The sequence below is a fragment of the Streptomyces sp. NPDC127129 genome (genome assembly GCF_042671585.1).
Lineage (GTDB): Bacteria > Actinomycetota > Actinomycetes > Streptomycetales > Streptomycetaceae > Streptomyces.
In genome coordinates this window covers 276,820-294,960 of the sequence record NZ_JBHXTV010000011.1, presented here as the reverse complement: position 1 = coordinate 294,960, position 18,141 = coordinate 276,820, and the positions used below count along the sequence as shown (strand labels likewise).

The following is an 18,141-nucleotide window of genomic DNA, read 5'->3' as shown; positions in this document are numbered from 1 at the left end:
TTCAGACATGGACCGCCGCATTTTCGGGCTGGAGAACGAGTACGGCGTCACGTGCACGTTCAGGGGACAGCGCCGACTGTCTCCTGACGAAGTGGCGCGCTACCTCTTCCGCCGTGTCGTGTCATGGGGCCGCAGCAGCAATGTCTTCCTGCGGAACGGCGCCCGCCTGTACCTGGACGTGGGTTCGCATCCGGAATACGCAACGCCGGAATGCGACAACGTGACCGAACTGGTCACCCACGACAAGGCAGGCGAGCGCATTCTCGAAGGCCTGCTCGTCGACGCCGAACGCCGCCTGCACGAGGAGGGAATCGCGGGCGACGTCTATCTCTTCAAGAACAACACCGACTCGGCGGGAAACTCCTACGGCTGCCACGAGAACTATCTCGTCGCCCGCCACGGAGAGTTCTCCCGGCTGGCGGACATCCTCATTCCCTTCCTCGTCACCCGACAGCTCATCTGCGGCGCCGGAAAGGTGCTGCAGACCCCGCGCGGCGCGGTCTACTGCGTCTCCCAGCGGGCCGAGCACATCTGGGAGGGCGTCAGCTCCGCGACGACCCGCTCCCGCCCCATCATCAACACCCGTGACGAGCCGCACGCGGACGCCGAGCGCTACCGCCGGCTGCACGTCATCGTCGGCGACTCGAACATGTCCGAGACGACCATGCTGCTCAAGGTCGGCGCCACCGACCTCGTGCTGCGCATGATCGAGGCGGGCACCGTCATGCGCGACCTGACGCTGGAGAACCCGATCCGGGCCATCCGCGAGGTCAGCCACGACATCACCGGCCAGCGCAAGGTCCGTCTCGCCAGCGGTCGCGAGGCCTCCGCCCTGGAGGTCCAGCGCGAGTACTACGAGAAGGCCGCGGACTTCGTCGACCGCAGGGGCATCCGTACGGGCACCGTCGCCCAGGTCCTGGAGCTCTGGGGCCGTACGCTCGACGCGATCGAGGCCGAGGACCTGGACCGGATCGGCACCGAGATCGACTGGGTCATGAAGTACAAGCTCATCGAGCGGTACCGGGCGAAGAACAACATGACCATGTCGCACCCCCGGGTCGCGCAGATAGACCTCGCGTACCACGACATCCACCGCCGCCGCGGGCTCTACTACCTGCTGGAGCGCAAGGGGCAGGCGGCACGGATCTGCAACGACCTGAAGATCTTCGAGGGCAAGTCCGTGCCCCCGCAGACCACCAGGGCGCGACTGCGCGGCGACTTCATCCGCCGCGCGCAGGAGCAGCGACGGGACTTCACCGTCGACTGGGTCCACCTCAAGCTCAACGACCAGGCGCAGCGCACCGTGTTGTGCAAGGACCCCTTCCGGTCCGTCGACGACCGGGTGGAAAAACTGATCGCCGGAATGTAGGACATCGGCGTACGAAGTGCCGGGGCCCCGCGCGATCGACGCGCGGGGCCCTTGGCCTGTCCGGACGGTCCCCTAGAGTGTCGAGCAACTAATGTGCCGTCTGAGATCTGAGGAACACGTGCGCCGACTTGCCGGCCTACTGGTCGTCCCACTGCTGCTGCTCTCGACCGCGGCCTGCGGCAGTGACGACGGAGGCTCCGATTCCGCCTCGATGAAGAACGGGCTCCCCGCCATCACCGCGGGTGAGAAGTTCGGGGAGAAGCCCACCCTCTCCAAGGGCGAGGGCGACCCGCCCAAGGAACTCAAGGTCAACGTGATCAGCGAGGGCGACGGCGCGGTCACGAAGAAGGGCGACGCGCTCCAGGTGAACTACCTGGGCCAGGCCTGGGACTCGACCACCCCCTTCGACAACAGCTTCGACCGCGGGCAGCCGTTCGACCTGACCCTCGGCGCCGGCCAGGTCATCAAGGGCTGGGACCAGGGCCTCGAGGGCCAGAAGGTCGGCAGCCGTGTCGAGATCGGCATCCCGCCGGAGCTCGGCTACGGAGAGCAGGGGCAGGGTGACATCAAGCCCAACGCCACCCTCGTCTTCGTCGTGGACATCCTGAAGTCCACCACGATCCCGAAGTCCGCCGAGGGCACCGAGGTCGCCCAGGACAACAAGGACCTGCCCAAGGTCGGTACGAACACCGACGGCAAGGCCCCCTCGCTCACCGTGCCGAAGGTCGACCCGCCCACCAAGCTCGTCTCCAACTACATCCTGGAGTCCAAGGGCGAGGTCGTGAAGGCCACCGACACGGTCGTCGTGAACTACGTCGCGGCGCTGTGGAAGGACGGCAAGGTCTTCGACTCGACGTACGCGACGGGCAAGACCGCGAACTTCCCGCTCGAGCAGCTGACGTTGAAGGGCCTCAAGAACGGCATCACCGGCAAGAAGGTCGGCAGCCGCATCCTGATCGTCGCCCCGCCGGCCGAGGCCTTCGGCGACCAGGAGCAGCAGGGGATTCCGAAGAACTCCACGCTGGTGTTCGCCGTCGACATCCTGGCGAAGATGTAAGACTGTCCCGGTCGCGCACTTCACCGTTGCGCGGTTCATCAGTTTTGAGGAGCACACTGCAGTGAGCATCGAGAAGCCCGAGGTCGACTTCCCGGGCGGCGAGCCGCCGGCCGACCTGGAGATCAAGGACATCTGGCAGGGCGACGGCGAGGTGGCCGGCGCCGGCGACTTCGTCAAGGTCCACTACGTGGGTGTGGCCTTCTCCACCGGCGAGGAGTTCGACGCCTCCTGGAACCGCGGCAGCGCGCTGGACTTCCAGCTCGGTGTCGGCCAGGTCATCGCGGGCTGGGACCAGGGCGTGCAGGGCATGAAGGTCGGCGGCCGCCGCCAGCTGGTCATCCCGGCGCACCTCGCCTACGGCGACCGGGGCGCGGGCAGCGCGATCGCCCCCGGCGAGACGCTGATCTTCGTCTGCGACCTGGTCGCGGTCAAGAAGCGCTGACCGGAACCGCTCGAACGAGGGCCCGTGCCTGTCCAGGCACGGGCCCTCGCTTTTGCCCGGACACCCCGGGGCGGTACGGTCGGATGTCCCCAGAAGTCAATCCGGCAGAAGAGGTGCAGGGCGTCGATGGCGATTGCCAAGGCCGAGCGGCTGATGAATCTGGCCCTCTGCCTGCTCGGGACCCGCAGGCCGCTCAGCAAGCGCGAGTTGCGCGGCTCCATCGAGGCCTACATGGAAGCCGGAACCGACGACTCCTTCAACCGGATGTTCGAGCGCGACAAGGACGACCTGCGCGAGCTCGGCCTGGTCATCGAGACCGTCGAGAACCTGGAGGGCGAGACCGGCTACCTGGCCCGCCGCGACTCCAACCGCCTCCCCCCGATCACCCTCGACGCCGAGGAGGCCGCGGCGCTCGGCCTGGCCGCCAGGGTCTGGCAGCAGGCCCGCCTCGCCGGCGCCGCCAGCGGCGCCCTGCAGAAGCTCCGCGCGGCCGGCATGCCCGAGGCCGAGGACTCGTACGACGCGCAGCACAGCGCCCTCGAACCGCGCATCCCCGTCCACGAGGCCGCCTTCGAGCCCCTGATGCTGGCCTGCCGCGACCGGCGCCCGGTCGTCTTCGACTACCGCAAGGCGACGGCGGCCCGCCCCGAGACCCGCCAGGTCGAGCCGTGGACCCTGGAGTGCTGGCGCGGCCACTGGTACCTGGCCGGCTGGGACCGCGACCGGGGCGCCGAGCGCGTCTTCCGCCTCTCCCGCATCACCGGCAAGGTCCGCTCCCGGGCCGGCGCCTTCACCGCGCCCGTGCCCGACGTGGTCACCGTCCGCGAGACCGTGGAGAGCTGGGCCGGTGAGACCGCCACCCGCTCCGCCCGCATCCGGCTGCGCGCCGGCTGCGGCTACCCGCTTCGGGCCCGCGCCCGGTCCGTGCACGAGGGCGCGGACGGCTGGGACGAGCTGGAGATTCCGTACGGGCACGGCCTGGACGCCTGGCTCGTGGAGTTCGGTCCCGATGTCGTCGTACTCGAGCCCGCGGATCTGCGGGCCGACGTGGTGGACCGGCTGCGCGCCGTGGCCAAGGGCTGAAGGGGGAGACGTACAGCATGGCTGCGAACGCGATCGACCAGACGAGGCGGATGCTCTCCCTCGTCACGTACCTGCGGGAACGACCCGGCGCGCATGTCGCCGATGTCGCCCGCGCCTTCGGGATCACCGAGGACGAGCTGATCTCGGACCTCGACGTCCTGCCGATGTGCGGCACGAGCTTCCGCGGCGGCGACCTGCTCGACATCGACACGGACGGCGACCGGATCTGGTGGCACAACCCGGACGACGTCGCCGAGCCGCTGCGGCTGGCCGCGGACGAGGCGACGGCGCTGCTGGTCGCCGCCCGGGCCGTCGCGACACTGCCCGGGCTGCGGGAGAGCGACCGGGAGGCCCTGCTGCGGGCCACCGCCAAGCTGGAGACGGCGGCCGGTGAGGTCGCCGGGGCGAGCGCGCGGCTCTCGGTCACCTTCGAGTCCGAGGGCGGGGTCTTCGCCGAGGTGGACCGGGCGATCTCGGAGCGCCGGCGGCTGTGGGTGCGGTACTACTCGCCCGCCCGCGACGAGCTGACCGAGCGCGAGGTCGACCCGATCCGGCTCTTCGCCGTCGGGCACACCTACATGGAGGCGTGGTGCCGGCTCTCCGAGGCGCGCCGTACCTTCCGTCTCGACCGGGTCGCCGAGATCCGGATCCTGGACGAGCACGCCGCGCCGCCGGAGATCGAACTCCGGGATCTGTCGGAAGGGCTCGTCCAGCCCTCCGCGGAGGACCCGGAGGTCGTCGTCGAGGTGGGACCCGGTGGCCGCTGGGTCGCGGAGTACTACCCGCACGACCGGGCCGAGGAGCTGGCCGACGGCGGGCTGCGCATCACGCTGCGTACGCCGACCCCCGCCTCGCTGCGTCGGCTGGCGCTGCGGCTAAGCAGCGACGGCCGGATCGTCTCCCCGCAGGACCTCGCCGACAGCGCGCGGGAGGCGGCGTCCGCGGCGCTGGCCGCGTACGAGGGTCAGGCCTGAGGCCCGGGGGAATGTGACATTCCCCGCCGAGCCGGCGCAGTTGCCCGGGGGAGGGCGAAGACGCGGTGGCGGGGGACGCGGGACCGAGTACAGGGCAAGCGAGAGCGCGGGAACGAGAGGTACGAGGGAAATGTCCGTGATGCACGGAATGACGGCTTCGATCGCACCGGTCTTCTTCAAGGCCGCCTGCCCGGACTGCCGCGCCCGCTTCGAACTCTCCGCGGGCGCCCTGCGCCTCGCCATCGGCGCCAGCCGCCGTACGACCTTCTACTCGTTCACCTGCCCCGAGTGCGGCAGCTCCGTCCGCAAGCCGGCGGGCGAGCGGATCGTCGAACTCCTCACCGGCGGCGGCGTCCGCACCCTGCGCCTGCACTCCTCCACCGTCTGACGCCCTGTCCGGGGGCCGTGCCGTGCCTCGCCGGACGAGCCGGCCTCCGGACAGCGTCTAGGCTCGGCACATGTTCTGGCCCATGCTCGCCATCGCTCTCGGCTTCCTCGGCATCGCCGTCCTCGGCGTCCTCGCCATCAAGGTCTTCCTCGAGGCCCAGCGGCTCGGCCGCGAAGTGGCCCGTACCGCCGAGCGCATCAACCGCGCCGCCGAAGACCTCGAACGGGCCGCCGCCGACCTCAGCCAGACCGGCGGGGCACTGCGCTAGCACACGGAATCCGCGCCCCGCGGCGGCGCTCCGCGGGCGCGGGTAGTGGTCTCCTCGCCTGCGGCAGCCCGGGGTACGCTGCTGATCGCGGCCCTGATTCCGGAGGTGCGGGTCGCAAACGGGTGTACGCACGGGGATTGCCCTGCGTTTACTCGTGCGCGTTACGATCGCTGACGGTCGGGGTTCGGACACAGGTCCGGACGGCGACCGCCAGACCAGCACCACGCCGCCTCGATGAGAAGGTAGACCACGCTTATGTTCCGTCAGATCGGTCCTCTCGAGATCAGCCTGATCCTCCTTGTCATCGTGCTGCTCTTCGGAGCCAAGAAGCTTCCCGAGATGGCCCGTTCCCTCGGCAAGTCGGCCCGCATCCTCAAGAGCGAGGCCAAGGCGATGAAGTCGGAGGGCCAGCAGCCGGCCCCCGCCGACCCGCCGGCCGAGCAGCCCCCGGCCGCGCAGCGCACCATCAAGGCCGCCCCCGGCGACGTCACCTCCGCCCGGCCCGTCACCGAGCCGTCCGACACCACCCAGCGCTGACCCCGCTCGACCCCCAAGGCCGCTGCACGACGGCCTGACGCACGAGATGAGGACGTGGGTTGCTCAAGCCTGCCCGCAGCACGAAGAAGGAGAAGGACCCCGAGGGGCGGATGCCTCTCGTGGAGCATCTGCGCGAGCTGCGCAACCGCGTCGCCAAGGCGATGCTCGCGGTCATCGTGACCTCGGTGGTGGCCGCGTTCTTCAGCCAGCAGCTGATGGACTTCCTCTCCTCGCCCGTCCCGAAGTGCCCGCCCGGCACCTCGATCGCCGACAACACCGGCGGACGCTGCGTCGTCATCGCGTACCAGACCGTGCTGTCGCCGTTCACCTCGACGGTGAAGGTGGTCATGCTGGCGGGTGTCATCGCCGCCTCCCCGGTCTGGCTGTACCAGCTGTGGGCGTTCGTCGCGCCCGGCCTGCACAAGAGTGAGAAGCGGTACGCGTACTACTTCGCGGCCGTCGCCGTGCCCCTCTTCGCCGCCGGCGCCTACGTCGCGTACCTGATCATGCCGGTCAGCGTGAAGGTCCTGATCAGCATCACGCCCGACGTCGCCTCGAACTTCGTCTCCCTCGACGACATCCTGGACTTCACCACGCGCATGGTGCTCGTCTTCGGACTCGCCTTCGAACTGCCCCTGCTGCTGATCATGCTCAACTTCGCCGGCGTCGTGACCGGCAAGCGCATGGCGGGCTGGTGGCGCGGCGTGATCATGGGCGTCTTCGTCTTCGGTGCGATCGCCACCCCGTCGACCGACCCCTTCGGCATGATCGCCCTCTCCGGGCCGATCATCGTCCTGTACTTCATCGCCGTCGGCATCGCGATGCTCAACGACCGGCGCCGCGCCCGCAAGAACCCGGACGCCGAGCTCGACGACGACGAGGCCTCCAGCCTCGACCTCACCCCCGAGCCGGTCGGAGCCCTCGAACGGTCCGGCACCGTCCGAGCCCTGCCCGAGCAGTCCGCCGGTGAGGCCGACGGCGGAAGGTCACTCCGTCCCGGCGGTTACGACGACATCACCTGATCTTGTAGGGTCCTGCCCCCAGCTCCGTCCGGGGGGACGCCCATGACCCGCGAGATCGCCCTGTTCGTCAACCCCGCCGCGGGCCGCGGCCGGGGCGCGCACGCCGCGCGACCGGCCGCTCGCGCCTTCGAGGACGCCGGATTCACCGTCCGCACCCTCCTCGGCGCCGACGCCGACGACGCTTTGCGGCGCGCCCGTGAGGCCGTCGAGGGCGGAACCGGCGCGCTCGTCGCCGTCGGCGGCGACGGCATGGTCTCCCTCGCCCTGCAGGCCGTGGCCGGCACCCGCACCCCGCTCGGCGTGGTCGCCGTCGGCACCGGAAACGACTTCGCCCGCGCCCTCGGCCTGCCCCTGCGCGAACCGGCGGCCGCGGGCCGGCTCGCCGCCGAGCTGCTCCAGGGCGGCGGCGGGCGCGACATCGACCTCGGCAGGGTCGGCGACCGGTGGTTCGGCACCGTCCTCGCCTCCGGCTTCGACTCCCGGGTCAACGACCGCGGCAACCGCATGCGGCTGCCCGTCGGCCGCTTCAGGTACGACCTCGCGATGATCGCCGAGCTCGCCGCCTTCCGGCCTGTCCCGTACCGCCTCACCTTCGGCGACGGCACCGAGCGCCAGGTCGACGCCACGCTCGTGGCCGTCGGCAACGGCACCTCGTACGGCGGCGGCATGCGGATCTGCGCCGGGGCGAGCCTGGACGACGGCCTCTTCGACGTCACCGTCGTCGGCGACTGCAGCCGTACGACGCTGATCAAGGTCTTCCCCCGGGTCTACCGGGGCACCCACCTCGACCACCCCGCGGTCACCGTCCACCGCGTCCGCTCGCTGACCCTCGACGCGCCTGGAGTCACCGGCTACGCCGACGGAGAGCCGCTCGGACCGCTTCCGCTGACCGCCGAGTGCGTGCCCGGAGCGCTGCGGGTCCTGGCGCCTCCGGCCGGGTCTCCGGTCCCTCATTAAAGATCGCGTCACTGTCAGAGGTGGCGGGTAGGCTCGACAGCAAGATGACAGAGGACCTCACACCAGCCGAAGCCTACGCAGCTGCCCGGGCCCGCAACGCCGAGCAGGCCACGGCGCTCGCCCCCTTCCGCGAGATGTACGAGTTCGGTCTGGACCCCTTCCAGATCGAGGCCTGCCAGGCCCTCGAAGCGGGCAAAGGCGTGCTCGTCGCCGCGCCCACGGGCTCCGGCAAGACCATCGTCGGCGAGTTCGCCGTCCACCTCGCCCTGCTCCAAGGGCGCAAGTGCTTCTACACGACACCGATCAAGGCGCTGTCGAACCAGAAGTACGCCGACCTCGTGAAGCGGTACGGCCCGGGCAAGGTCGGCCTCCTCACCGGCGACAACAGTGTCAACGGGGACGCCCCGATCATCGTCATGACCACCGAGGTCCTCCGTAACATGCTGTACGCGGGGTCCCAGGCGCTCAGCGGCCTCGGGTACGTGGTCATGGACGAGGTGCACTACCTCTCGGACCGCTTCCGCGGCGCCGTCTGGGAGGAAGTGATCATCCACCTCCCCGAGTCGGTCACACTGGTGTCACTCTCCGCGACCGTCTCCAACGCCGAGGAGTTCGGCGACTGGCTCGACACCGTCCGGGGCGACACCGAGGTCATCGTCTCCGAGAGCCGCCCCGTGCCGCTCTGGCAGCACGTCCTGGCCGGCCGCCGGATGTACGACCTCTTCGAGGAGGAGACCGACCACGGCGGCCGCGGCGCGGCCCGCCGCGAGGTCAACCCCGACCTGCTGCGCCTGGCCCGCACCGAGAACTCCCGTACGTACAACCCGCGTGAGCGGCGCCGCGGCAAGATGGTCCGCGAGGCCGACCGCGAGCGCGAGCGCCGTCAGCGCTCCCGCATCTGGACGCCCGGACGGCCCGAGGTCATCGACCGTCTCGACGCCGAAGGGCTCCTGCCCGCGATCACCTTCATCTTCAGCCGGGCCGGCTGCGAGGCCGCCGTCCAGCAGTGCCTCTACGCGGGACTGCGGCTCAACAACGACGAGGCGCGTCAGCGGGTCCGCGAGATCGTCGAGGAGCGCACGGCCGCCATCCCGTCCGAGGACCTGCACGTCCTCGGGTACTACGAGTGGCTGGAAGCCCTGGAGCGCGGCATCGCCGCGCACCACGCCGGCATGCTGCCCACGTTCAAGGAGGTCGTGGAGGAGCTGTTCGTCCGCGGACTGGTCAAGGCGGTCTTCGCGACCGAGACGCTCGCCCTGGGCATCAACATGCCCGCCCGGTCCGTGGTCCTGGAGAAGCTCGTCAAGTGGAACGGCGAGCAGCACGCCGACATCACCCCCGGCGAGTACACCCAGCTCACCGGACGCGCCGGGCGGCGCGGCATCGACGTCGAGGGCCACGCCGTGGTCCTCTGGCAGCGCGGTCTCGACCCGGGTCACCTCGCCGGACTCGCGGGCACGCGTACGTACCCGCTCCGCTCCAGCTTCAAGCCGTCGTACAACATGGCCGTCAACCTGGTCGACCAGTTCGGCGCCCACCGCTCGCGAGAGCTCCTGGAGACCTCGTTCGCACAGTTCCAGGCGGACCGGTCCGTCGTCGGCATCTCCCGTCAGGTCCAGAAGAACGAAGAGGGCCTGGAGGGCTACCGGGAGGGCATGACCTGCCACCTCGGGGACTTCGAGGAGTACGCGCGACTGCGCCGCGACCTGAAGGACCGTGAGACCGAACTGGCCAAGCAGGGCGTCGCGCAGCGGCGTGCGGCGGCCGCCGCCTCCCTGGAGAAGCTGAAGCCGGGCGACGTCATCCACGTGCCCACGGGCAAGTTCGCCGGACTCGCCCTCGTGCTCGACCCGGGGATCCCGGCGGGGCGGACCAACGGCCACCGCGGCTTCGAGTCCCACGACGGGCCCCGCCCGCTCGTGCTCACGGCCGAACGGCAGGTCAAGCGCCTCGGATCGATCGACTTCCCGGTGCCGGTCGAGGCCATGGAGCGCATGAGGATTCCCAAGTCCTTCAACCCGCGCTCCCCGCAGTCCCGCAGGGACCTCGCCTCCGCGCTGCGCACCAAGGCGGGCCATCTGAACCCCGAGCGGCACCACAGGCAGCGTGCCGCCGCGGCGGACGACCGCGAGATCAGCCGGCTCCGTACCGAGCTGCGCGCGCACCCCTGCCACGGCTGTGACGAGCGTGAGGACCACGCCCGTTGGGCCGAGCGCTACCACCGGCTGCAGCGTGACACCCGGCAGCTGGAACGGCGCATCGAAGGCCGGACGAACACGATCGCCCGCACCTTCGACCGGATCGTCGCGCTCCTCACCGAGCTCGACTATCTGCGCGGCGACGAGGTCACCGGCAACGGCAAGCGGCTCGCCCGGCTCTACGGCGAGCTCGACCTGCTGGCGAGCGAATGCCTGCGTGACGGGGTGTGGGAGGGGCTGACCTCGCCCGAACTGGCCGCGTGCGTCTCGGCGTTGGTGTACGAGGCACGTCAGTCCGACGACGCCGTGGCGCCGAAGGTGCCCGCAGGGAAGGCCAAGGCCGCGCTCGGCGAGATGGTGCGGATCTGGGGCCGTCTCGACGCCCTGGAGGAAGAGTTCAAGATCAACCAGGCGGAAGGGGTGGGGCAGCGCGAGCCCGACCTCGGCTTCGCCTGGGCCGCCTACCAGTGGGCGTCCGACAAGGGTCTCGACGAAGTCCTTCGGGAGGCGGAGATGCCCGCCGGCGACTTCGTGCGCTGGTGCAAGCAGGTCATCGACGTCCTGGGCCAGATCGCGGCCGCGGCGCCGAAGGAGAACAGCACCGTCGCCAAGAACGCGCGCAAGGCGGTGGAGTCGCTGCTGAGGGGAGTCGTGGCGTACAGCTCGGTGGGCTGACGCCTCGCTCGCGAACTCGCCTGTAGGGGCCCGTGGTTGACGCCACGGGCCCCTCGGCGTGCTTCTTCGCCGATGGTGCGGTACGTCGTCCGGGTGGGGTGGGGCCGGGTTGTCCACAGGTCGTTGTCCACAGGGGTGGCGGAGTGTCAGCCCTCTCCGATTGCATGGACGCACACACCGGGGAACACCGCTGGGAGGGGACGCACGTGACCACGCAAGCCGGTTCGGCCGCCGTCGAGGAGACGGCCGACGGACACACGATCGTGCCGGGGCCACGAGGTGTACCGCTGCTCGGAAACCTTCCGGAGTTCGGCAAGGACCCGCTCGCCTTCTTCGAGCGACTGCGCGAGCGCGGTGACGTCGTCCGGTGGCGCTTCGGACGCGGCCCCGCGCTCTTCATCGCGCACCCCGACACCATCGGTGAACTCCTCACCCGGATCGAGAGCACCTTCGACCAGCCCGACCTCGGCATAGCCTTCCGCACGCTGCTGGGGAACGGAGTCGTGGTCGCCAAGGGCGCCGACTGGCGCCGCAAGCGCTCCCTCGTCCAGCCCTCCGTCCGGCCCAAGCAGGTCCGCTCCTACGCCGCCACGATGGCCGAGTGCGCCGTCGACCTGGCCGACCGGTGGAGCGACGGACAGCACATCGACATCAAGAAGGAGATGGCCGCCCTCACCCAACTGATCGCCGTCCGCACCATCTTCGGCGTGGACACCGCCGCCGACGCGGAGTCCATCGGCCGTGCCATGGACGTCGCCCAGAAGGAGATCGGCGCCGAATTCAGCGGCATCGGAGCCCTGCTGCCCGACTGGGTGCCCACACCGGGACGGGCGCGCATCAAGCGCGCGACCGCGGTCATCGACGCCGAGGTCGCCCGGGTCGTCGCCCGTCACCGCGACGGCGAGGGGGAGCGGCCCGATCTGCTCAGCAGGCTCCTCGCCGCCCAGGACGAGACCGGCGCGCACCTCTCCGACCAGGAGATCCGCGACGAGACCGTCACGCTCTACATCGGCGGACACGAGACCACCAGCTCCACCCTCGTCTGGGCCTGGCACCTGCTCTCCCGCAACCCCCGGGTGAGGGAAGCGCTCGGGGAGGAGCTGGACCGCGTCCTCGGCGACCGGGAGCCGGGCTTCGACGACTACGCACAGCTGACGTACGCGCAGGCTGTCGTGAAGGAGACGCTCCGGCTCTACCCGACGATCTGGCTCCTGACCGGTGTGGCCAGGGAAGGCGCGCAGCTCGGCGGGATGCCGATAGCTCCCGGGACGCGGGTGTGGAGCAGTCAGTGGGCCACGCACCGGGACGGGCGCTGGTTCAACGACCCGGAGGAGTTCCGCCCGGAGCGCTGGGGGACGGCGGAGGGCGAGGCCGGCGAGGACATACCGGAGTACGCGTGGTTCCCGTTCGGCGGTGGGCCCCGGGCGTGCCTCGGGACGCGGTTCGCGATGGTCGAGGCGGTCCTCATCCTCGCCGTCCTCGGCCGCCGGTTCCGGCTCGACCTCGACCCCGGCGAGATACGCCCCGTGCCGAGCCTGACCCTCCAGCCCGACCGGGAGGTCCTCGCCACGGTCCGCGCGCGCCGTCCGTGAGGTGCGGGATGATCTCCGTATGAAGATCAGTGCCCGGGGGCTCAACCGGTCCACTCTCGCACGGCAGTTGCTGCTCCGCAGGGAGGACATCAGTGCCGTCGACGCGGTACGGCGGGTGGTAGCGCTCCAGGCCCAGCAGCCGGCTTCGCCGTACCTCGCCCTGTGGAACAGGATCGCCGGGTTCGACCCGTCCGGACTCGACGACGCCTTCACTCACGGGTCGGTGGTCAAGACGACGCTCATGCGGATCACCCTGCATGCCGTCCACGCCGACGACTACCGGGCCTTCCGTACGGCCCTGCACCCCGTGCTGAGGGCGTCGAGGCTCGGTGACCGCTTCACCGTGTCGGGTCTGACCCCGGCCGACGCCGACATGCTCGTCCCCGAGCTGCTGGCCTTCGCGGACCGGCCCCGGACGAACGCGGAGTACGAGGCCTGGCTGGAGCAACGGGTGGGGACGGCGCCGAAGTCCGGGGCCTGGTGGGGGCTGCGGCAGTACACCCCGCTGCTGCACGCACCCACCGCGCCACCGTGGTCGTTCGGGGAGCGGCCGTCGTACATCGCACCCCCGGACCCGCCGAAGCCTCCGACGCCGGAGGAGTCGGACGCCGCGCTCGGGACGCTGCTCCTGCGCTACCTCGAAGGGTTCGGGCCCGCGTCCGCGGCGGACATGGCGCAGTTCGCCATGGTCCAGCGGGCCAGGGTCAGAAGGGCGCTGACGACGCTGGGCGACGCACTGGTACGGCGGGAGGGGCCGGCCGGAGAAGAGCTGTTCGACGTGCCGGACGCGCCCTGCCCGGACGAGGACACGCCCGCCCCACCGCGGCTGATGGCGATGTGGGACAGCACGCTGCTGGCCTACGCCGACCGCAGCCGGGTCATCCCACCCGACTACCGGCCGGTGGTCATCCGCAGGAACGGAGACGTGTTGCCGACCCTGCTCGTCGACGGACAGGTCGCCGGGGTGTGGCGCCCGACGGAGGAAGGCATCGAGGCGACCGCGTTCCACGGCCTCGCGGACGAGGACTGGGAGGAACTCGCCGCGGAGGCCCGCTCGTTGACGGCGTTCCTCGCCCCGCGCGAACCACGGGTCTACAGCCGCTACGCCCACTGGTGGAGCAAACTGCCGGCAGCCGAGAGACGGCTCCTGCCGGGCACGTGAGACGCGGCCCCGGTCACCGGGTACGGGGACCGGGGCGGTCTGGCCCTGCCTGGGCTCAGCCCTCCGGGCCCTGGGCGTCGGTGTGGGTGGGTCAGGCGGGGTGGGGGGTCGGGACGGGGGGTGTGGGCTTCCTCTTGGCCGCTCGCAGGGCCAGGAACACGAGCACTCCGAAGGGGGAGAGCAGGATCGTCAGGACCAGCAGCGGGCCCATCACCAGGGGCGAGATGCCCCGCAGGCGGGCCTCCCGGTACATCCACTGGCCCACCAGCAGGTCCCAGGCGATGACCTGGGCCCAGACCGCCGCGGCCCCGTTCGCCAGGGCGGTGAGTTCGCGGAAGCGGTCGAGGTCCGGGCTGCTGACCGCTGCCCACAGCTCGGGGAAGACGGGGAGCGCCAGGGCGAGATACACCGCGAGGATCGGTACGACGGTCAGCGGCGAGGCCGCGATCCGCTCGGTCCAGCGCCACCGTGGCGCGAAGATCATGAGCAGCCAGACGGGGGCGGCGAGGTAGAAGCTGAGGTCGAAGAGGAAGCCGGTCACGAGACGAACTCCTTGGCGGTCGGGGCGGTGACGGTGTGGTTCGGGGTGCGCAGGGCGGCCCACGTGGCCCCCGCGCCGAGGAGCGCGATGGCGCCGGCCGTCGCGAGGGCGACGCCGTCCGGGTCGAGCAGCGCTTGACCGCGCAACGCCTGCCAGGTGACGAGGGCGAAGAGCGCCGCGTACGTCCCCGAGGCCACGAACGTCAGCCGCAGGCGTACCCGTTCGTCGCGCAGCCGCGCGTATCGCGGGGCGAGCGTGACGAGCAGGAGCAGCACGAGCGGGATCACCTGCAGGGCGTGCATGCCGAAGAAGTGGGCGATGCGCAGATCGCCGCCCGTCGTGGACCAGCCGGTCAGGGCCATCGAGGGGCCGCCGTCCGGGACGCCGACGCTGTGCGCGCCCACGATCCCCGCGTCGTCCCCGACCGCGAGCTGTTCGGGCGTGGGCTGCGTCATGACGAACCCGATCGCGGCGCCCACCAGGGCGATCAGGGAGGCGAGGCGTACGGACCAGGCGGTGGCGCGGTCCAGGATCCGGGCGCGCAGCAGCAGGACCGCGATGACCAGCGCGGCCAGCCACAGAAGGGCGACGGTGGCGCCCATGACCTGGAAGACGGCGGAGTCGAAGGACGTCTCGTGGTTGAAGTGGCTCTGCCGGCCGCGGATCGCCTGCATCGTGATCAGTACCATCTCGATCAGACTCGTCACGGCCACCGCCGTTCCCGCCCACCAGCCGACCCGACGGCCGCGGGGGAGCAGGGTGAGCATCCAGGCGAGCGTCATGCAGTACGCGACGAACGACACCGCGAACTTGAACGGCTTCGTCCAGATCGGCACGCCGACCAGGATCCGGTCGTCGAAGAGCACGCCGCCGAAGGCGACCGCGGCGAGTAACGCCATGGACGCGGAGAACCAGACCAGCGGCCGGTGGAGCTCGCGTACACGCGGGAAGGACAAGGAAGAGGACATGGGCTACCCCCGTTGGATACGGATAGCAATACTCGCTGCTATCTGATAGCGCCACTATCTAGGATGGAGGGGTCGCTCGGCAAGTCCGGAGCGAAACGGGAAAGGTGAACGCAGGTGCGCATCGGAGAGTTGAGTCGCCGTACCGGGGTGTCGGTACCGACGATCAAGTACTACCTACGGGAAGGGCTGCTGCCGGCCGGGGAGTTGACGAGCCCGAACCAGGCCTCGTACGACGAGACGCACGAGCGGCGCCTTCGCCTGATCCGGGCGCTTCTGGATGTCGGCGGACTGTCGATCGCCGGGATCCGTGAGGTGCTCGCGGCGATCGAGGACCGGGAACGGCCCGTGCACAAGATGCTGGGCGCGGCGGCCGACCGCGTCGTGCCGCGCTACACGGAGGAGCCGGGCGAAGGCGTCGTCGTGGCCCGGAAGACGGTCGCCGAACTGATCGCCCGGCGCGGTTGGAGCACGTCCCCGGAGAGTCCGGCGGCGGAGGCGCTCGCGGTCGCCCTGGCGGCGCTGACGGAGGTCGGGCACGGAGGCTTCGCCCAGGTGCTCGACACGTACGCGGAGGCGGCGGAGCAGGTGGCCCGGGCGGACCTGGAGTACGTCGCGGGCAACGTGGAGCGGGAGGAGCTCGTGGAGAGCGTCGTGGTGGGGACGGTGCTGGGCGACGCGATGTTCGCGGCGCTGCGGAGGCTGGCGCACGTGGACGCGTCGGGAAAGGTCTTCGGCGCGGGTGGGTGAGCGAACACCGTGAAGGTGCCGGGCGCTTCGGCGCCCGGCACCGACGCCAAGGGAGGGGCGGGGCAGCGCGCCGATGGCCTCCCCGCCGCCCTGGCGGCTAGTTCTCCTGCTCGCGTTCCACCTGGTCGTTCCACTCGCGCTTGATCGCGCGCCACGCCTCGTCCGTCTTGCCCAGGCGCCAGTAGCCCGAGATCGACAGACGCTCACGTGCGACCTGGCGGTCCATGCGCAGATGGCGGCGGAGCTCCTTCACGAAGCCGGCCTCGCCGTGGACGAAGGCGTGGACGTCGCCCGCCGGGAACTCCAGCGAGCGGACCGCCTCCAGCAGGGCCGCTCCCGTCGGACGGTCGCCCCGGTGCAGCCAGGTCACCTCGACGCCGCCCGCCGTCGCGAACTTCTGCTCCTCCGACGCGTCCGCGACCTCCAGGAACGCGTGGACCGTGGAGCCCTCCGGAAGCCGCTCCAGGGCCACAGCGATCGCCGGCAGCGCACTCTCGTCGCCCACCAGCAGATGCCAGTCCGCCTCGGTGTCCGGCGTGTAGCCGCCGCCCGGGCCCAGGAAGCGGATCGTCTCGCCCGCCACCGCCCGCGCGGCCCACGGTCCGGCCAGGCCCTCGTCGCCGTGGACCACGAAGTCGACGGTCAGCTCGCGGTGGACCGGGTCCCAGCTCCGTACCGTGTACGTCCGCGTGGTGGGCCACTGCTCCCGCGGGAACTCCGCGCGGATCCGCTCCATGTCGAACGGCTCCGGATAGCTGACGCCCTCCGGAGCGAAGAGCAGCTTCACGTAGTGGTCGGTGTACTCGCCCACGGTGAAGGCCTCCAGGCCCTCTCCGCCCAGCACGACCCGCACCATGTGCGGAGTGATCCGCTCCGTGCGCACCACCCGCGCCTCGTGGGCCTGCGGTGCCTTGCGCGCGGGCTGCTCTGCCACGACGGTCTCCCTGACTCGGCGAACTTAGGTATACCTAAGCTAGCATCCCGGGTCGCCGTCGGCCCACCGCGCTCAGCGCGCCAGTACGGGAAGCAGCCGCCCGACCGCCCCGCCGAGCCCCCACCGGGTCACCAGCTCCGCCACCGCCTCGGGGTCGCGAGGCGACGCCGGCAGGGCCGGGTCGAACTCCGGCAGCGGGACGTCCCCGGCCACCCGGACCACCGTCGGGGCCACGTCCAGATAGGCCGCCGCCTCCACGATCCCGCGCCGCTTGGCCGGGGTCAGCTTCGACGTACGGTCCACGGCCGCCGTGCGCACGCCCGCCAGATCGCCGTACTCCGTGATCAGCTGCGCGGCCGTCTTCTCGCCGATGCCCTTCACCCCGGGCAGTCCGTCGCTCGCGTCGCCGCGCAGCGCCGCGAAGTCGGCGTACTGGTCCGCCCGCACCCCGTACTTCGTACGGATCATCTCGCCGTCGACCAGATCGCAGTCGCCGACACCCTTGCGCGGATACAGCACGCGCACGCCCCGCTCGTCGTCCACCAGCTGGAAGAGGTCCCGGTCGCCCGTGACGATGTCCACCGGCCCCTTCGCCTGCCCGGCCAGCGTCCCGATGACGTCGTCCGCCTCGTACCCCGCGACCCCGACCCGGGCGATGCCGAGAGCGTCGAGCACGGCCTCGATCACCGGAACCTGCGGGGCCAGCGTGTCCGGGACCTCCTCCTCGTCCGGCCCGGTCTCCGTCACCACGGCGACCCGGTGCGCCTTGTACGACGGGATCAGGTCCACCCGCCACTGCGGGCGCCAGTCGGCGTCCATGCAGGCGACGAGGTCGTCGGGGTGGTGGTCCTGGACGAGCCGGGTGATGAAGTCGAGGAGGCCGCGTACGGCGTTGACGGGCGTGCCGTCCGGAGCCCGGACCGAGTCCGGCACGCCGAAGTACGCGCGGAAGTACAGGGAGGCGGTGTCGAGGAGCATCAGGCGTCGGGTCACACCCCGATCATGCCGCACCCCACCGACAGCGGCCCCCGCGACGAGCGGCCGCCCCCGGGCGCCGTCTCCAGTGACCCCCGTCACCTTCGCGTTTGCGGTGTGAAGCCCAGGGCAGGCGCGGGCCCGGAGCGGACCCGGTCCGGCGGTTCGCATGCGCATCGCCGGACGTCACGGGAGTCGCGGGCCGAAACCGCCCCGCTCCACGGCCCGGCCGCGGGGGCGGCCGGCCGTTTT

At 71.0% G+C, this 18,141-nt stretch carries 18 protein-coding genes; 14 read left to right on the top strand and 4 right to left on the bottom strand.

Annotated elements, in window-relative coordinates; all coding sequences use genetic code 11:
- Positions 1-7: 7 nt before the first annotated feature.
- The 13 genes from pafA to ACFVGW_RS22665 all read left to right on the top strand — a co-directional run bounded on the left by pafA (position 8) and on the right by ACFVGW_RS22665 (position 13,724).
- Positions 8-1,369, top strand: coding sequence for a Pup--protein ligase (pafA, locus tag ACFVGW_RS22725; protein WP_137990376.1), 1,362 nt, complete (start codon positions 8-10; stop codon positions 1,367-1,369).
- Between the two features lie 118 nt (positions 1,370-1,487).
- Positions 1,488-2,426, top strand: coding sequence for an FKBP-type peptidyl-prolyl cis-trans isomerase (locus ACFVGW_RS22720; protein WP_352186425.1), 939 nt, complete (start codon positions 1,488-1,490; stop codon positions 2,424-2,426).
- A gap of 61 nt (positions 2,427-2,487) precedes the next feature.
- Complete coding sequence (locus tag ACFVGW_RS22715) at positions 2,488-2,868, top strand: FKBP-type peptidyl-prolyl cis-trans isomerase (protein ID WP_385853264.1); 381 nt, start codon at positions 2,488-2,490, stop codon at positions 2,866-2,868.
- 126 nt (positions 2,869-2,994) lie between these two features.
- Complete coding sequence (locus ACFVGW_RS22710) at positions 2,995-3,951, top strand: helix-turn-helix transcriptional regulator (protein ID WP_385853263.1); 957 nt, start codon at positions 2,995-2,997, stop codon at positions 3,949-3,951.
- A 17-nt stretch (positions 3,952-3,968) separates the two neighbouring features.
- Positions 3,969-4,925, top strand: coding sequence for a helix-turn-helix transcriptional regulator (locus ACFVGW_RS22705; protein WP_385853262.1), 957 nt, complete (start codon positions 3,969-3,971; stop codon positions 4,923-4,925).
- 148 nt (positions 4,926-5,073) lie between these two features.
- Positions 5,074-5,313 (top strand): hypothetical protein, encoded by a 240-nt coding sequence (locus ACFVGW_RS22700; protein ID WP_383224743.1) that lies wholly within the window; start codon positions 5,074-5,076, stop codon positions 5,311-5,313.
- A 70-nt stretch (positions 5,314-5,383) separates the two neighbouring features.
- Positions 5,384-5,581: a hypothetical protein gene (locus ACFVGW_RS22695; protein WP_385853261.1), complete on the top strand. Its 198-nt coding sequence runs from the start codon at positions 5,384-5,386 to the stop codon at positions 5,579-5,581.
- A gap of 255 nt (positions 5,582-5,836) precedes the next feature.
- The gene (gene tatA / locus ACFVGW_RS22690; protein WP_352186430.1) at positions 5,837-6,118 is read left to right on the top strand and encodes a Sec-independent protein translocase subunit TatA; all 282 of its coding nucleotides are present in this window, start codon (positions 5,837-5,839) and stop codon (positions 6,116-6,118) included.
- Positions 6,119-6,228: 110 nt separating this feature from the next.
- Positions 6,229-7,140: a twin-arginine translocase subunit TatC gene (tatC, locus tag ACFVGW_RS22685; protein ID WP_385853283.1), complete on the top strand. Its 912-nt coding sequence runs from the start codon at positions 6,229-6,231 to the stop codon at positions 7,138-7,140.
- A 42-nt stretch (positions 7,141-7,182) separates the two neighbouring features.
- Entirely contained in the window at positions 7,183-8,097 is a 915-nt protein-coding gene (locus tag ACFVGW_RS22680; protein WP_385853260.1) for a diacylglycerol kinase, read from the top strand.
- A 44-nt stretch (positions 8,098-8,141) separates the two neighbouring features.
- Positions 8,142-10,970, top strand: coding sequence for a DEAD/DEAH box helicase (locus ACFVGW_RS22675; RefSeq protein WP_385853259.1), 2,829 nt, complete (start codon positions 8,142-8,144; stop codon positions 10,968-10,970).
- 206 nt (positions 10,971-11,176) lie between these two features.
- Positions 11,177-12,562, top strand: a complete 1,386-nt coding sequence (locus ACFVGW_RS22670; protein WP_385853258.1) for a cytochrome P450 — start codon at positions 11,177-11,179, stop codon at positions 12,560-12,562.
- Between the two features lie 19 nt (positions 12,563-12,581).
- The gene (locus ACFVGW_RS22665; protein ID WP_385853257.1) at positions 12,582-13,724 is read left to right on the top strand and encodes a winged helix DNA-binding domain-containing protein; all 1,143 of its coding nucleotides are present in this window, start codon (positions 12,582-12,584) and stop codon (positions 13,722-13,724) included.
- A gap of 91 nt (positions 13,725-13,815) precedes the next feature.
- Here the strand turns inward: ACFVGW_RS22665 and ACFVGW_RS22660 are convergent, their stop codons facing one another.
- A complete protein-coding gene (locus ACFVGW_RS22660; protein ID WP_385853256.1) occupies positions 13,816-14,265 on the bottom strand; it encodes an ABA4-like family protein in 450 nt (149 codons plus the stop codon).
- Positions 14,262-15,233, bottom strand: a complete 972-nt coding sequence (locus tag ACFVGW_RS22655; RefSeq protein ID WP_385853255.1) for a hypothetical protein — start codon at positions 15,231-15,233, stop codon at positions 14,262-14,264. The genes ACFVGW_RS22660 and ACFVGW_RS22655 overlap by 4 nt, the downstream gene beginning before the upstream one ends.
- A 114-nt stretch (positions 15,234-15,347) precedes the next feature.
- Between ACFVGW_RS22655 and ACFVGW_RS22650 the strand changes: the two genes are divergently transcribed.
- Positions 15,348-15,980: a MerR family transcriptional regulator gene (locus ACFVGW_RS22650; protein WP_385853254.1), complete on the top strand. Its 633-nt coding sequence runs from the start codon at positions 15,348-15,350 to the stop codon at positions 15,978-15,980.
- A gap of 97 nt (positions 15,981-16,077) precedes the next feature.
- Here ACFVGW_RS22650 and ACFVGW_RS22645 read toward each other — a convergent pair whose 3' ends face one another.
- The gene (locus ACFVGW_RS22645) at positions 16,078-16,914 is read right to left on the bottom strand and encodes a siderophore-interacting protein (RefSeq protein ID WP_385853253.1); all 837 of its coding nucleotides are present in this window, start codon (positions 16,912-16,914) and stop codon (positions 16,078-16,080) included.
- Positions 16,915-16,986: 72 nt separating this feature from the next.
- Positions 16,987-17,892, bottom strand: coding sequence for a 5'-3' exonuclease H3TH domain-containing protein (locus ACFVGW_RS22640; RefSeq protein WP_385853282.1), 906 nt, complete (start codon positions 17,890-17,892; stop codon positions 16,987-16,989).
- Between the last annotated feature and the right edge of the window lie 249 nt (positions 17,893-18,141).

Excerpts from the sequence above, each read along its gene's own strand:
- pafA (WP_137990376.1), top strand. The coding sequence starts at position 8 with ATGGACCGCCGCATTTTCGGGCTGGAGAACGAGTACGGCGTCACGTGC.
- ACFVGW_RS22710 (WP_385853263.1), top strand. The coding sequence starts at position 2,995 with ATGGCGATTGCCAAGGCCGAGCGGCTGATGAATCTGGCCCTCTGCCTG.
- ACFVGW_RS22705 (WP_385853262.1), top strand. The coding sequence starts at position 3,969 with ATGGCTGCGAACGCGATCGACCAGACGAGGCGGATGCTCTCCCTCGTC.
- ACFVGW_RS22700 (WP_383224743.1), top strand. The coding sequence starts at position 5,074 with ATGACGGCTTCGATCGCACCGGTCTTCTTCAAGGCCGCCTGCCCGGAC.
- ACFVGW_RS22695 (WP_385853261.1), top strand. The coding sequence starts at position 5,384 with ATGTTCTGGCCCATGCTCGCCATCGCTCTCGGCTTCCTCGGCATCGCC.
- tatA (WP_352186430.1), top strand. The coding sequence starts at position 5,837 with ATGTTCCGTCAGATCGGTCCTCTCGAGATCAGCCTGATCCTCCTTGTC.
- tatC (WP_385853283.1), top strand. The coding sequence starts at position 6,229 with ATGCCTCTCGTGGAGCATCTGCGCGAGCTGCGCAACCGCGTCGCCAAG.
- ACFVGW_RS22680 (WP_385853260.1), top strand. The coding sequence starts at position 7,183 with ATGACCCGCGAGATCGCCCTGTTCGTCAACCCCGCCGCGGGCCGCGGC.
- ACFVGW_RS22675 (WP_385853259.1), top strand. The coding sequence starts at position 8,142 with ATGACAGAGGACCTCACACCAGCCGAAGCCTACGCAGCTGCCCGGGCC.
- ACFVGW_RS22665 (WP_385853257.1), top strand. The coding sequence starts at position 12,582 with ATGAAGATCAGTGCCCGGGGGCTCAACCGGTCCACTCTCGCACGGCAG.
- ACFVGW_RS22655 (WP_385853255.1), bottom strand. The coding sequence starts at position 15,233 with ATGTCCTCTTCCTTGTCCTTCCCGCGTGTACGCGAGCTCCACCGGCCG.
- ACFVGW_RS22640 (WP_385853282.1), bottom strand. The coding sequence starts at position 17,892 with ATGCTCCTCGACACCGCCTCCCTGTACTTCCGCGCGTACTTCGGCGTG.